This window comes from Mucilaginibacter arboris (assembly GCF_009754915.1).
Lineage (GTDB): Bacteria > Bacteroidota > Bacteroidia > Sphingobacteriales > Sphingobacteriaceae > Mucilaginibacter_A > Mucilaginibacter_A arboris.
This window is the reverse complement of the sequence record NZ_WPIK01000027.1, coordinates 1-14,537: the sequence shown is the minus strand read 5'-3', so window position 1 is coordinate 14,537 and position 14,537 is coordinate 1. Positions and strand designations below refer to the sequence as shown.

Genomic DNA, 14,537 nt, shown 5'->3' with positions numbered 1-14,537 from the left:
ATCGCTACTGGTGTTACGTGCTTGTAACGCTTTTCTAACTTGATACCACCCTACATCAGACCGATTAAGTTTTAATTCATCTCTTACCGTTCTTACATCAGTATGTAGAAAATATGCTTGCCAAAGTAACTTTCCTGTTTCTAGTACTAGTTTAGCTTCCGTAGATAGCGTTTTATCTGCTAAATATTGAACCATAAAATCGGATTCAAATCGATCAGTTGCATTTACTTCAACTTCAGTGAAAGGTATAAAGTGATTTACTATTGACCATTTTTTATTGCACCATTCAAGATCGTTAGCACTTGCAGTCAAATTACTTCCATTAAATAACATCCAGATCAAACAGTCATTTTTAAATTCGTCTGTTAATGGTTTAGACGGCTGTAAAAATTGATCTCTATCATTAAGCCAAGTTGATTTAATTAATCTTCTAACTGAAAATAAAATTGAAATTTTCCAGAGATTTTCATGATTAATAAAGTACCCTCTAGCACTGCCATATCCAGAGGAGAAGATTACGGTTTGTATGCAAGCATGTTGTAAATCATTTCCACCACTTAACATATAACCAATAGCATCATTAGACCATTTTGTTCCTCGTAAGTCTTTTGTTGCTGTAGCTGGTGTAATAGCATTTTTTAGTGGAACTACAGAATGCTTATTTGTTTTTGGTCTAGAAATCCAGTTGGTTAGTAGCTCTTGATTTACTACGTTATAGAAAGATTTTTCGCCTATGGCATTTGCTTTTTTATCTAAAACCTCAAGTGATATTTCAATAAATTTTTGATGTAAAGTATTTTTCTGATTAGTTTTCCAGATTAAAAATCCAATAGGAAAATCTCCTTTTAATCCTTCAAAAGCTTTACTATGTACTACAAATCCTCCTAGAAAAAGAGCAGGCCACACTTGACGAAATGCTTCAAATGTTGGTGCATTTACATACTTCAATGTACTAAACATTGCTAATGTTGCATTTGGAATTTCCATAGCAATTCTTGCAACAAATTGTGTATATAACTCATTGCTTGCTTTACCAAATTTGTTCATCGCTTTAACTGCAAATTTAGTTTTTGTAACACCCGTTTTGTTGTCTGAGTTATTTCCTCCAGCACTATTATCAGCACTAGTTACTTCAGCGTAAGGAGGATTAATCAATACTAAAATTTTTTTGCCTTCAGCAATCGCTTTTATTAGACCTTGAGGGACTTTATTCGTAAGGCTATAATCGATTGTACCATTATCTGTAATGTCGTCATTCAAATAATCATATTGAAATCTTTGAGCAGCCACACACGTTTTAGTTGCCCTCATTACATTGATATCAGCAGTATCTAAAGTGGACATATAGATATTACGTGGGTTACTATGCTTAACTTCCAAATTACCTACGCCACAACACATATCCCACACAACATATTCTTTTTGCCAATTTTTACCTAATGTTTCAGTAAGTTTATCATAAGCCTTGTCCACTACTGCTAGTGGTGTATAAAAAGCACCTTTAAAACTACGTTCATTTATAGGAATTAAACTGTCTCGTCTTTCTAGTAAGTAATTGCGATATTCTACTTTTGGTGGCTTGTGGTAAATTGCCCAAAATTGACGGTAACCTTCTTTATTACTTAGTTCATAAATGTGTCCATTCAAACTAAATACAGGGGCCCCATTTTTGTGCATGAGTTCTGCCGGTAAATTTTCATGAGTTGAAATTGTGCCGTCATGCATAATATCTGCAAAAAATAACAGTGCATAATTTTCTTCAGCTATTCCTTTAATTTCCTTTCCAATCATTAAAACCCATTTATCAAAGACCTGCTTTAAATTGTCCGGTGTAATTTGTATTCGAACAATATCTCCATTTTTTATAGCGTTTTTGATCGTACTTATAAATTCCTCTTCATGAGATTGAATTTTAAAAGAAACGAAATGAGTACCTATATGTGCAGAAATAGCGTCTAAGGCTTCAGGTGTGTAACCACTAGCAGATTTTCCCCATTTAATAGTTTTTTTCTCAAGAAATGGTAATACATCTTCACTTTTCATAATAGCAGCTTTTTGCGTATCAATTACTGCTAGAAATGGTGGAATACTTTCTCCTTTATTTAATGCTTGTTGAACATAATGCATTAGTTGGGTAAACATCTTATAAGTTGAGTGTTTACCTGTATCTTTTGCCTCAAACCAAATTTCTTTAGTCTGAATATCAATCAAATTTTTTTGATATTCTTTTAAACCAAGAGCTTTTATATAAGCATCCTTAACATCTTCTTCGCTGGAAGCTTTTTGTAGTCTTTCGTAAAGGCTCATTGTTTTTATTTTGCCGAATAATACTAAATATTTTTGGTTTTCAGAACTTCTAAACACGATCAGGAAGCCTTGGCATAGACCAAATATTTAAGAATTAATCCCGGGAAATATAGAATTTATGCAAATAGGATCAATAATGAGTTTCTGCAATATAATCTTTATATTTTAGGTGAAAATTAAATAATTACTATAATTTTTAGTAATTAAACTATTACCTTTAACCCACGATATATGCCGAATTTTCGTTTTAGATTGCCAATTGATAGACAGTTAACAGATGCACAGAGATTAGCTTTAAACAATGATAGTTCGATTTTAATATGTGGTGGACCGGGAAGTGGGAAAACTGTTGTTACAATTAATAGGTTTTTAAAGCCGATAAGGAACAATAAAGATGTGATGCTCTTTACTTATAATAGAACACTTTTGGCTTCCATAAAAGGTTTGTTGACTGAAAAATCTGAAGAGTTGTTTGGTAACTTAAATGCAGCAGCGATTAAAGATGTTATCGACAATAAGGTTGCTTCATTTTATAAATGGTATGGCTGGTTTAGGCCGGAATTTGATGAAGAGCGGGTTGAGAACGATTTTAAGAGGAAAATTCTCAACCGCGGTGGACGTAAGTATAGTGAAATTTTCTTTGATGAAGCACAGGACTTGACTTCAAGCGTTTTTACTAATTCATTTATTTTAGCAGATAAGGTGTCTTGTGGAGCTGATAATGCACAAAATTTACAAGGAAATTTCCCACCTGATGAAGCTGTGGATGTAATATTTGGAAGCTTAAGAAGGCAATCATACACAGAACTGCAACAACTAGAAGCGAATTTTAGAAACACTAAAGAAATATTTGAATTTGCAAGGGGATTTGTTCCAGAAGATTTAGGTGTTCAGGAAATAGATATTTCCGAATTAGATAGTGGTGAAAACCCGGAAATTATTATTGGGCTAAACGAAGTGCAGCAAATGGAATATATGCAGCGGATCATTGAAAACAATACCAATAGCAACATTGGGATATTGGTAAATTACTCTAACCAAGTAATAAAAATAAAAGAGCATTTGGAGAAGAATGGGTATTCATGCAAAGCAGATGCTAGTGAAGATAAGTCATTTTCCTACTATTATTCAAATAATATGCCTTATGAAGACGAAAGGGTTATGTTTGATCAAATGAAAACACCTTTCATTGTAACTTACGACTCTTGTAAGGGTTTAGAGTTTGATATAGTTATTATGCCTTTTTTTAATGATGCACAGGCTGCTTTAAATAAGCCTAGAAGGCATAAAGAAGGTGATAAGTATATAATAGAAAAAAATGCTGATGGCACAAATAAAATGTGGGCAACTGTAAACCATTATTACGTAGGTGCTACAAGAGCTAAAACGTTGCTCTATGTTTTATGCTATTTGAAGCCAAGCATTTTGAATTTTTATAAGCCAGTTTTAGCCAGTGACAGCGATAATGATTTACCTTTTTAGATTGAAAAATGACAAAAAAGCCCAATACTAAAGAAAAAGGAACAAAAAAGGGTTCAATAGTACCCGGTTTTGTACCAAAAGAAACTGGAGATTTATTTATTAATCAAGATAGTCAGGAAATAAGTAAGGGTACAGAATTGCAGGAAACCAAATCTAAAACAAAGGATATTTTAAATAAAGAAATCCCTTTAGAAATAACTAACGAACAAGGTTCGGATTATTCGAATGAGATAAAGGAAGAATTGCTAACACCTCAATCAAATATATCAAGTTTTGCCTATACGAAAACCAACCAGTATTATAGTCAACGGAAGTATGATGAACAGACTAAAAAGGAAGGTAAGATATCTTATGATCAGCAAAACGTCAAGCAATCTCAAATAGCCTTTTTTGAAGTAAATATCGGGAACGTACTACAATATTTTAGTGCAGGAATAGTATATCCTAGTAAGTATAGTGTGCAAAATGCATTTTCGGATGTACAATCAATTAACAACGAGTTTTTAGCCCTGTCAACTGGTTTAAGTAGTAATTTTAATGGAGAGAGCGTCCTCATAAAGATAGATACTACAAATATCAATGCAAAAGATATACAAGATTTTGAAGGATATAAATTAGTTAAATCAGCTCTACCTATTAGTAGGATTATCAAAGTGTTTGTTACAAGTGATGCAGCCAAGCAGCAGTTATTAGAGGAATCTCAATTGCGTGACGGCGGTATAATTCCGAATGATCTTATTTCCGTTGGAATTCCGAATGACCTGCCGAGTATTACAGTAAATCGATCAACAATAACAGGTAATGATCTTTCTTTTAGCCTTAGCCGATTTGATAAAATATTAGGTTTAGTTGCTGGCATAAAGAATTATAATATTCTTACTTTAGGTAAAACAGATATTTATAAAACTCTTTCTGACCACTTTTTTTATGCAATTCAAGCGATAGACCCTGCATTTGGTAAAAATATTGTAAGTAGCACGCAACATTCTGAATTTTATAAATGGTTGATAGCAAAAGAAGCGCCAACAGATCGATTGCTTTTAAGTTGGATAATAAATAGGATCTATCTCGATTCTAATTTTACTGACAAGGATACTAAGGCATTCAAACAACTATGTTTGTCATCTAAGGGATTCAATAACGAAGAAAATCAATTAGACCAAATTTTTATAAATCTCCAAAAAACCTTAGAAAGAAAGTCGGTTTTCAAAAATATTTTGGAATTAGAGTCTTCACAAAAATTCCCATTATTTCTTTTTTCTTATTTAAGAATTTATGGGACAAAAACTAATCCAGAACTACCACGATTAGATCTATCAAAAAGTCCGCCTGTTAAATACGGCGAATATTCGTTTGCTATATTAAATATGTTTTTTGGATATAAACTTTTAAGAAATACAGAAGACAGATTAAATAATATTCCGGAGGAGTATTTTAAACTGAATAGCCGGATCAACAAACCAGCAATAAAATTTGAGCTTAGTACCCGATTTGATTATTTGGTTATTGACAAAGTTTTTAATTATGTATTCAGTGAAAATATCGGTGAATTAAATTTGGCGCAAATCGACCATCTTAAGGAAGAGCGAAATGAAGTAGTAAAATTTGATGATAATTTTAGTTATGTGAATAATATTATTTATGGAAAGGCATATCATCAGCTCAGTAAGTTGAACCCTCTAGATGCTTTAATCCCGCTATTGATGCGACTACCAACAAATATTCCATTATTTTCAGAGATTGGATATTGTTGCTACAGATTAAGATTAAAAACAAGTCCAAGCCATTTCTCAGAAATCTTAAATAATGAAACGCCATTTATAGACTCAATTAAGTATCCAAGAAGCCTGTTTATTGAGGCTATAAAGGAGGGAAAAATGGAATTGGAGGAAATTAAATTTCGGCTAAATATGGCAGTTAAGTATAAAGAACTAATATGACCATTGAGGAATTACATGAATTTATTATTAATTCTGATGCTTCTGAAATTAGCCAATGTATCGGTATCGATAGCTATAAAGTAAAATTATTGTTAAGTAATGTAGAAGTTTCAGTGGAGGCTACATCTGTATTAATTCAAATATTAACTCATATCAATAAATTAGATGGGGAGATATTAAAAACTCCCCCTTTTCAAATCCTTTATATCAACTTAGCTTTCTATTTCAAACAAGCTAATAAGCCCGCCTACGTTACCACATGTTACAATAGAATTGGAGATTCAATTTTAAAGCAGAGGTTGCTTGCATGGCACCAATACAAAAATTACACAAATAAGGAGTCGCATTTAAAAAGGTTTCCAGCTTACCTTGAAAAAGTGTCTGCTGCGGTGTCCGATGGACAAGAGGAATACTATGATGAAATATTAGTTGATCTATTCTCCTACTATAGGAGTTTTGGTCATATCCCAGGATTTCAGGATTTATTTTCTAATGCAGAATTACAGGAAAGATTTGCCATTTTAAAAGAATTTAATAGCAAAAAAGCTGCTTTAGAGTATCAACCAGAAATCGAAATTGAGACTGATAAAGTATATACTCCAACAATTTTTTCTAATAATCTGTTTAACAGGAAGTTTTTAAACTATATAAGAAATCATGAGGATACAATCTGGTATGAAATATTACTAGGTTACGACACGTTTACAATACGTTCCAAAATTATCAACTTTGGGCAGGGGCATTTTGATAATAATTACGAAGACATAACATCTGATCAAATTGTAAAATTGTATTGTTATTTTAATATGAGGAAGCATTATTACTCTTCCTTATATCTATTTGAGCGCTGTTCTTGGCTTAAAAGATTTCCAAAACAAAGCGGTGCTATAAAGTTTATTGACATTGGTTGCGGTCCGGCAACATCTGCTATAGCATTTATTGATTTTTTGGTTTCATTAGGTATGGAAGTTGCTAAGTTCGACTATATAGCTGTGGACTATTATAATTCAATGTTAAAGGGAGCAGCAGACATGATGACCAATGAGTTACATGAACCAGCAAACTCAAATATCTATATCAATGATTTGAAGTTATTGGATTTAGATTTTTTAGAAGATGCATCCTGTGTTCTTATAAATACAAGCTATTTATTCGCAAGTGATTCCTTGCAAGAAGATGAGTTAGCGGAACGAATAATTGATATTTTAAAGATTCCCAACAAATGCCCTAAATTTTTATTTTTTCAGAATGTAATCGATCCTGACAAAAACGAAAAATACGAGAAGTTTAAAAATGTTTTACATGAACACGAGTTGTTAATAAATGAGAACAGAATAATTAAATACAACAATCAACGAAATAGTATATTTAAGCCTACAGAAGAAAAAGTTAGATTTGAGGTTTTAAAGTTTTAAAATGTATAATCTATTCAACCAACCACCTGAAAAAATGCCAAACAATCAGCCTACGACGCTGAATTTAAAGCATGAACTTATGAAAGTGAGAGGGTTAAAATATGTACCTGAATTTTTGACTGAAGTGGAACATAGTTATTTATGGAAGGAGATTAATAAAGAACCATGGCTAGGTGATTTGAAAAGGCGAGTTCAACATTATGGGTGGAAATATGATTATAGATCCCGTGCGATTAATTATTCCATGTACCTAGGTGAACTACCTGCGTGGGCGCAATCCTTAGCAAGACGGCTTTATAAAGACGGATACATTTCAGAATTACCAGACCAACTGATTGTTAACGAATATCAACCTGGCCAAGGTATTGCTAACCATATCGATTGTGAACCGTGCTTTGGTGATACTGTAATTTCAATCAGTTTAGGTTCTCCATGTGTCATGGATTTCATTAATACTAAAACTAAGGAAAAGGTTGATGCTCTTTTAGAACCCCGAAGTCTGGTGGTTATAGCGGGTGAATCACGCAAAATCTGGACACATGGAATTGCGGGCAGGAAATTGGATATTTTTGGAGGTTTAAAAATTGATCGTCGGCTTAGAATATCCTTAACCTTCCGAAAAGTAATTATAAAAACTTGCTCTGTTTAGGAAGCTATTTCCATACAAATAGTTAAGTATTTTTGATAATGAATATCTGATTATTGAATCATTAGTTTTATAAAAAGGTCATTTATTATTAGGTTCAGAAAGTCATGACTAATTGGCCCTACGCTCCACTCCTACTTTCAGAAGCAAAACGAGGGAAAGCATAGTCCAAGAAGTAGGACCAGAAACGAATTGATCCTTTCTTTTTTGACACCAACTATTTGAGCCTGGCTGAGGGGTAGCACAGGCAGGCTCCTACAAGAATGTATTTTGTCTTTTTGCTGAACCTTTAATGCAGACTGTTACCCTAGCAAGATCACACGCCTACTAACTGATTTTGATCCAGGTCGGCACATGGCCACTCGTCTTTTCCCATCCCCGTACATCGTGGTCAGTGCCGGCAGTAGTTAAGAATGGAGAAATAAAACTTATAAATTAAAAAACAGTTGTTGATATGAGTAAGCTGATTTAAAACAAAATAATGTTACAAAAAGGAACGAAAGCACCAGAATTTGAATTGTCATCCGGAGACGGAGAAAACATTTCTTTACAGGATTTTAAAGGAAAAAATTTAATCATGGCTTTCTATCCTGCTGATTGGAGTCCGGTTTGCAGCGATGAAATGGCTCTTTTCAACGAGATGCTTAAATATTTTTCCAAATACGAAGCTGTATTGGTCGGAGTTTCTGTGGATAGTAAGTGGTGCCATCAAGCCTTTTCTAAATCAAGAAACCTGCATTTTCCGCTCCTGGCCGACTTCGAACCAAAAGGGGAAATCTCAAAAAAATATGGAGTTTATGATGAAAAGGAAGGCACATCCGATAGGGCATTATTTGTGATCGATAAAGAAGGTGTAATAGCATGGAGTTATTTATCACCAGTGGGCACTAATCCCGGAGCAGATGGCATTTTGGAGGCTTTGGAAAATTTAACATCTAAAAATAATTATGTCTAGTCAATTAAAACCGCCTGTTAGTCAGGCAGATCACGAGCAAGGAACAGCGGCTGCATCCATAGAAATAGTGGAATATGGAGATTTTCAATGTTCTTATTGCGGAGCGGCTTACTTAGTGATCAAAAAAATACAACAGGTATTTGGAAACCAGATTCGTTTTGTGTTCCGAAACTTCCCGTTAACAGAAGTGCATCCGCAGGCAACTATCGCTGCTACTGCGGCCGAAGCAGCTGCACAGCAGCATAAATACTGGGAAATGCACGATCTAATCTATGAAAATCAGGCTGAACTTAACGAAGGCTTTTTGTATCAGTTGGCAGAGCAGCTCGGTTTGGAGACTACAAAGTTTGAAAAAGACATGCAGGACCAGTCTATACAGGCAAAAATAGAATCTGATTTTGAAAGCGGAATGCGCAGCGGCGTAAGCGGAACGCCGACGTTTTTTGTAAACGGAGAAAAGTTTGACGGCGGCGCAGAAGATTTATTTGATATGTTAAAAGAAAATGCTGCATAATTTCAAATTTTCAAGCTTATAAAAGCTGTTTAAATTTTATTCAACATAGTCTACATGCTTCTTTTATCGATATAAAAACAGTGACATTTTTATAGATGCTTCTTTTATCGATATAAAAATTCATCATAAAATTATAGGGATAAAAGAAGCATTGTACATTTTTTAAGATTAGCTGATAACTTTTATCAATTTAATTTTTAATCAATGTTACCTAATAGCTTAACCTCTGCCTTTTTTCCTTTTCATTAACAGGTTTAAAATCAATCTAATAATATGTTTACTGATTTTAGTAAAGCGGAGCAGGATGTGCGTTATCCTAAAGACAGACGGATGTTTTTAGGTTTAAAACCTTATGCCATAATTATTCTGATTGTTTTATTGCTTGCTACTGTTGGAGCTGCCTGGTTTCAGTACCTGGTTTTTGGTTTACCTGCTGATCCTTCATTATTAATTCCGCCGGTAACGGCAGCAGATCCGAAAGGGTTTCCGTTATGGCTGGCTTTGAGCCACTGGGTTAATTTCTTTTTTCTGATACTGATTATCCGAAGCGGACTTTCTATACTGGCTGATCATCCTCGTTTGTATTGGAATAATGGTTGTAGTCCAAACACAGAATGGATACGGTTTACGCCCATAAAAGTACCCGATAACAAAACATGGACAGCCAAAGAAGACGCCCGATATCTCAGTCCTGTAATTGGCCTGCCTGGTTACCGCCACTCTGTAGGATTGGCCCGGTCATGGCATTTTATTACGGTTCCTTTTTTTCTGCTTAATGGCATGGTGTATATTGTACTGCTGTTTTTTACGAACCAGTGGAAACGGCTGGTTCCCGTATCTTGGAAAGTATTACCGGATTCCTGGAAAGTATTTGTTCATTATGCAACCTTTAATATGCCAGTCGAACCCAATGGCTTTTATCATTATAATGCCTTGCAGCAAATCTCTTATTTCGCGGTCATTTTTATACTGGCTCCTATTGCTATGCTCACCGGTATGGCCATGTCGCCCGCTATTGAAAACCGTTTCCACTGGTTTCCCAGACTGTTTGGCAGCCGGCAAGGTGCCCGTTCCATACATTTTTTAGTGATGCTGGCTTATGTTGGCTTCATTATTATCCACGTAGCAATGGTAGCAGCTACAGGCTTTTCCCGTAACCTGAACCATATGACTATTAACTCGGACAGCACTACAAGTTACACTGGTTTATATATTACTATAGGTATAATTCTGTTTACTGTAGCATTTGCTTTTCTGGCTCACTGGCTGTCATGGCAGCGGCCACGTATTTTACAGCATACGGAAGCCGCTATCAACGGACAGCTTTGGCAGCTTTCGATCAATAAGTTCAAACCTAAAGTGTATTACAGTCAAAAGGATATTTCCCCTTACTTCTGGACCAATGGTAAAACGCCAGTCTCTGATGAATGGAAAAACCTGCTGGCCAATGATTCTAAAGATTACAAACTTAAAATAGACGGACTGGTTGAAAACCCGGTTGAGTTATCTCTGGAAGATATGATGAAGCTGGGCAAGGAACAAAATATTACCATGCACCATTGCGTACAAGGTTGGACAGGCATTGCCGAATGGGGCGGGTTGCCTTTAAAAACGCTGATCGAAATGGTAAAGCCTAAAGCCTCGGTAACTACGCTGGTATTTTATTCTTTTGGCGAAGGCTTGTATGGCGGAACTTATTACGACACGCACAGTTTGGATAACTGCCTGAAACCAGAATCTATCCTGGCCTGGGAAATGAATTATAAGCCGCTATCCCCGGAGCACGGCGCGCCGCTCAGATTGCGGGTCGAAAATCAGCTGGGCTACAAAATGGTCAAATGGATCAGCAGGATTGAATTTTTAGAAACTTACAAAACTACCGGCAAGGGTTTCGGTGGTAAAAATGAAGATGACGAGTATTATGATTTACTGGCTGATACTTAATAGCTAATTCGTCCTTTCCTTTTCTTGCTCATTATCTTGTTATTGATGGTTTGTAACACGCCATCACCAATTGTAAATAAACTTTGTTTTAAAAGCATAAAGCTTTAGACAAGATCTTACATTAAAGAATATCTTAGTTAGAATGAATTGCAATTTGCTTTTAAAGAAAGAATTGGAATATTACATTTAAACGAAGGAATTTCTGTCACCTTAGTTCAGCGGTAATTTGCTGGTTTTCTTCTCTTTTAGCTGTTACATAAAACTATTACAGGAAATAGATTACTCAGAATCAGTATCATTTTTAGGCGCAGTTAACGAGTTTTCTGTATAAGCAGTACTGGTTAAAGTAGTGCGTGTAAACCAGTAATGGCATTTAAAAAGAATGCGGTCGGCTCATCAGTAAGTTCTTCTTTAGCATATAGTGGGTTTCCAAATTAGTTTGATTCGGTCAATTCTTTACAGTTTAACTTCGTTTCATGTCCGGTCCTGTAAGTAAGTTCGTGAAACAAAGTGCTGTAAAATGCAGCACTGTTATCAAACTTTTGCATATTGAGGACAACAATTGTATCATTTGACCTTTTGCAATAAGTACAGTTACTTTTATGGTAAATTTGGGGACTAACAGGCATACATTCTATAATTTCTTCACGTCCGCAGATTGCAAGCGGAACTTTAGCTCCTCGTAATGAAGACTGGGTAATTATTATGCTATTTGTACTGTGAAATAATCAAATCTAAAGCCGCCTTATCTGGTATCGTTTCGGCTTCCGGCTGATCGCTTAACATCATTACTTGTATAGTTTGCGGATTGTATGCCGGCCATGCAGGTAAGCCCTTGCCATTTGGATCACCTGATATTGCAAAGTTCACCCAGTAGGACGATATTGTGTTAGCTAACTGATGATCTAACTGCTGCCACGGGCGATTGATATATTTTAGGTTGCTAAACGTGTAGGCTATTTCCCCACTATGAAATGCGCCAATGTTTTCATAAATGCCTGTACCGGGAACCTTATGCGTAAAACGATAGACATAAACTTTCTGGCCATTATTGCTTTCAACGTTGGCCAGCGTATAATTTTGTATACCGAACATTCCGTCTTTCGAGAGTTTATATTGCGAGGTTTTGGCTTCTTCCTCATTACCTGCAGGGTAGTAGCTAAAAAACTCATCCGCTTTTGCGCCAAATGCATCTGTCATTTGCTTTTTAAAATCGGACGCGTTTTTTAACGGGCCTTGCAACATCCCTTCGTTTTCATTCCAACCAGTTAGCAGCGCCACTTTATTTTGCTTGCCCTCTGCAAAAATGGCCGGGATAGACTGCGGGAGTAGATAGCCATCAATTATCGGGCCTCCGGCAGCACGTAATTTGGTTTGCACATCTTCAGAAGATAGTTTACGCAGACCGGCAATAGAGTTTACGTTTAGTGCCTTCATCGCCCTGGCTCCCTGGGCCTCGGCCGTTTGAAGGTTATTCATACCACGGGCACCGCTCACCATATAGGCACCACTTTCTGCAATGGCCTTTTCAAATAAACCTTTTGCCAAAGGTGAAGCAATCAGACAGTTTACACTCATAGAACCTGCCGACTGCCCGTTTATGGTAACATTTTTTGGGTCACCGCCGAAGGCCGTGATATTTTCCTGTACCCATTTTAGTGCTGCTATCTGGTCCAGCAAACCGTAATTACCCGAGGCGTTATAACCCGATTCCTCACTTAATTCATGATGCGCAAACCCGCCGAAAATGCCAACGCGATAATTGGCACCTACGAAGATGACACCGCGTTTTGCGGTAGCCTCGCCGTCATACAATTTAAGGTCCGTTCCGCCACTGTTAAAGCCGCCACCATATATCCAAACCAATACCGGCAGTTTTTTCGACGATGCTTTTACCGGCCTCCATACGTTTAGATACAAGCAATCTTCGCTGCGCACGGACCCCTTTGGAATAAAATATTCTTCCGACCACATACTAACGGCGCGAGGTGCAGGCTGGTAAGGGTCTGGCCCAAAACTTTCGCATTTACGAACACCCGTCCAGGGTTTTGCCGGCTGAGGTACACGCCAGCGCAACTCACCAACCGGTGGCTGTGCAAAAGGGATACCTTTATAGCTTATAACTTTGCCATCGGCACTTTTAAGGCCGCTTATTAATCCGGTTTCAGTTTTTATCGGATTATTATCATTATTTTTAAAAAGAGTGAACGATAAAAAAACGAAGGCAAAAAAGCCCGAAGCTGCGAAACGGATGGTTTTCATGATTGAAGTGATTGGGTGAATTAAATATAGCGGATTTATAATACACTATCTTTGTAAATTAATAGGCACTCGTATGTTATTGCTGTTCATTTCCAAATAAACGGCAGTTTCCAGGATTATATAAGGTACAACACGTTCTCCAAATGGGCTACTCCGTTCACCGGATTACCCTACTCATACGGCAAAAAGAAAAAGATAGGGGAAGATTATAGAGAAGTTTGACTTTGTATTTATAAGGTGTGTATGCTTATACGTCTGCAAGAACGTAGGCCGGTATGCTATCAAGGTTTTTCCTGACCGGTTTTGCTAACTTTATTTTTGTCCGTTCCTTTTTCGCTGGCAGCACTATGTTTATAATTGATGTATTTGTAAACCGTTGCACTGCTGGCAATGTCGAGCGTCTTCCTAATTTCCGAAATGCTAATTCCGGAACCATAAAGCTTTTTAACGGCTTTCATCTTTCGCTCACTTTCTTCGGTTAACCCTTTTGGTCTGCCGCCGACCCGGCCCCGTGCCCTGGCTGCCACAAGTCCTGCACCTGATCTTTCCATTTGGACAGTCCTTTCGTTTTCGGCCATGATCGCATTCATGCTGAACCATAATTTTCCCATTGCCGTTGAGGTATCGATCCCTTCCGTAACGGATACAAAACGGATCTTCCGTTCGCTCAGTTCCGCCATCAGTTTGATCAGTTCCCAGGCCGTCCTTCCCAGCCGGTCGATCCGCCAGACAATTACGGTGTCCCCGTCCCTAAGCTGTTCGTAAAGCGTGTTCCATTCCTCCCGGTACTTTACCCCACTTTCCTTTTCAAAAAACAGTTTGTCGCAATGCTGCTTTTTCATTGCATCTTCCTGCAGGTCGTAATTCTGTATAGTCTTTGATACCCGTATGTAGCCGAAAGTCATCCTGTCTTGATTTCCTGGTTTGTTTCTTTTTGCTGTCCCAGTCCCCAAATATAGCCAACCGTTACAATTAAACCTCCAAAAAATTTGATTAGGTGTAATAAGATAGGTGTAATAGTTTAATGTAATGGTTTAGGAACCAAAAAAAAGGTTTTTATTGTGCAAAGCCT

At 36.6% G+C, this 14,537-nt stretch carries 11 protein-coding genes; 7 read left to right on the top strand and 4 right to left on the bottom strand.

The features are described 5' to 3' along the window. Positions 1-2,307 (bottom strand): hypothetical protein (locus GO621_RS18225; RefSeq protein ID WP_157569722.1); only part of this gene is annotated, 2,307 nt, incomplete at its 3' end. A 231-nt stretch (positions 2,308-2,538) separates the two neighbouring features. On the opposite strand from GO621_RS18225, the gene GO621_RS18220 reads away from it, so the two are divergent. The 7 genes from GO621_RS18220 to GO621_RS18190 all read left to right on the top strand — a co-directional run bounded on the left by GO621_RS18220 (position 2,539) and on the right by GO621_RS18190 (position 11,203). Next, positions 2,539-3,789: a 3'-5' exonuclease gene (locus tag GO621_RS18220; RefSeq protein WP_157569720.1), complete on the top strand. Its 1,251-nt coding sequence runs from the start codon at positions 2,539-2,541 to the stop codon at positions 3,787-3,789. A gap of 8 nt (positions 3,790-3,797) precedes the next feature. Next, positions 3,798-5,729, top strand: a complete 1,932-nt coding sequence (locus GO621_RS18215) for a hypothetical protein (protein ID WP_157569718.1) — start codon at positions 3,798-3,800, stop codon at positions 5,727-5,729. Further along, positions 5,726-7,144 carry a hypothetical protein gene (locus GO621_RS18210; RefSeq protein ID WP_157569716.1) on the top strand — a complete coding sequence of 473 codons (1,419 nt, stop codon included), beginning with the start codon at positions 5,726-5,728 and terminating at the stop codon, positions 7,142-7,144. The genes GO621_RS18215 and GO621_RS18210 overlap by 4 nt, the downstream gene beginning before the upstream one ends. Before the next feature lie 34 nt (positions 7,145-7,178). After that, positions 7,179-7,793, top strand: a complete 615-nt coding sequence (locus GO621_RS18205) for an alpha-ketoglutarate-dependent dioxygenase AlkB (RefSeq protein ID WP_157569714.1) — start codon at positions 7,179-7,181, stop codon at positions 7,791-7,793. Between the two features lie 478 nt (positions 7,794-8,271). Further along, entirely contained in the window at positions 8,272-8,745 is a 474-nt protein-coding gene (locus GO621_RS18200) for a redoxin domain-containing protein (RefSeq protein WP_157569712.1), read from the top strand. After that, positions 8,738-9,259 carry a DsbA family protein gene (locus GO621_RS18195; RefSeq protein WP_157569710.1) on the top strand — a complete coding sequence of 174 codons (522 nt, stop codon included), beginning with the start codon at positions 8,738-8,740 and terminating at the stop codon, positions 9,257-9,259. The genes GO621_RS18200 and GO621_RS18195 overlap by 8 nt, the downstream gene beginning before the upstream one ends. A 273-nt stretch (positions 9,260-9,532) precedes the next feature. Then, positions 9,533-11,203 (top strand): molybdopterin-dependent oxidoreductase, encoded by a 1,671-nt coding sequence (locus GO621_RS18190; RefSeq protein WP_198170311.1) that lies wholly within the window; start codon positions 9,533-9,535, stop codon positions 11,201-11,203. Positions 11,204-11,637: 434 nt separating this feature from the next. Here the strand turns inward: GO621_RS18190 and GO621_RS19460 are convergent, their stop codons facing one another. The 3 genes from GO621_RS19460 to GO621_RS18180 form a co-directional block, all read right to left on the bottom strand. Next, positions 11,638-11,832, bottom strand: coding sequence for a zincin-like metallopeptidase domain-containing protein (locus GO621_RS19460; protein WP_198170310.1), 195 nt, complete (start codon positions 11,830-11,832; stop codon positions 11,638-11,640). 79 nt (positions 11,833-11,911) lie between these two features. After that, positions 11,912-13,465: a carboxylesterase/lipase family protein gene (locus GO621_RS18185; protein ID WP_157569708.1), complete on the bottom strand. Its 1,554-nt coding sequence runs from the start codon at positions 13,463-13,465 to the stop codon at positions 11,912-11,914. A gap of 281 nt (positions 13,466-13,746) precedes the next feature. Beyond that, positions 13,747-14,370 carry a recombinase family protein gene (locus tag GO621_RS18180; protein WP_157569706.1) on the bottom strand — a complete coding sequence of 208 codons (624 nt, stop codon included), beginning with the start codon at positions 14,368-14,370 and terminating at the stop codon, positions 13,747-13,749. Between the last annotated feature and the right edge of the window lie 167 nt (positions 14,371-14,537).

What these genes read in the sequence shown, in the direction of transcription:
- GO621_RS19460 (WP_198170310.1), bottom strand. Translation starts at nt 11,832, where the DNA reads ATGCCTGTTAGTCCCCAAATTTACCATAAAAGTAACTGTACTTATTGC.
- GO621_RS18200 (WP_157569712.1), top strand. Translation starts at nt 8,272, where the DNA reads ATGTTACAAAAAGGAACGAAAGCACCAGAATTTGAATTGTCATCCGGA.
- GO621_RS18185 (WP_157569708.1), bottom strand. Translation starts at nt 13,465, where the DNA reads ATGAAAACCATCCGTTTCGCAGCTTCGGGCTTTTTTGCCTTCGTTTTT.
- GO621_RS18180 (WP_157569706.1), bottom strand. Translation starts at nt 14,370, where the DNA reads ATGACTTTCGGCTACATACGGGTATCAAAGACTATACAGAATTACGAC.
- GO621_RS18215 (WP_157569718.1), top strand. Translation starts at nt 3,798, where the DNA reads ATGACAAAAAAGCCCAATACTAAAGAAAAAGGAACAAAAAAGGGTTCA.
- GO621_RS18220 (WP_157569720.1), top strand. Translation starts at nt 2,539, where the DNA reads ATGCCGAATTTTCGTTTTAGATTGCCAATTGATAGACAGTTAACAGAT.
- GO621_RS18190 (WP_198170311.1), top strand. Translation starts at nt 9,533, where the DNA reads ATGTTTACTGATTTTAGTAAAGCGGAGCAGGATGTGCGTTATCCTAAA.
- GO621_RS18205 (WP_157569714.1), top strand. Translation starts at nt 7,179, where the DNA reads ATGCCAAACAATCAGCCTACGACGCTGAATTTAAAGCATGAACTTATG.
- GO621_RS18210 (WP_157569716.1), top strand. Translation starts at nt 5,726, where the DNA reads ATGACCATTGAGGAATTACATGAATTTATTATTAATTCTGATGCTTCT.
- GO621_RS18195 (WP_157569710.1), top strand. Translation starts at nt 8,738, where the DNA reads ATGTCTAGTCAATTAAAACCGCCTGTTAGTCAGGCAGATCACGAGCAA.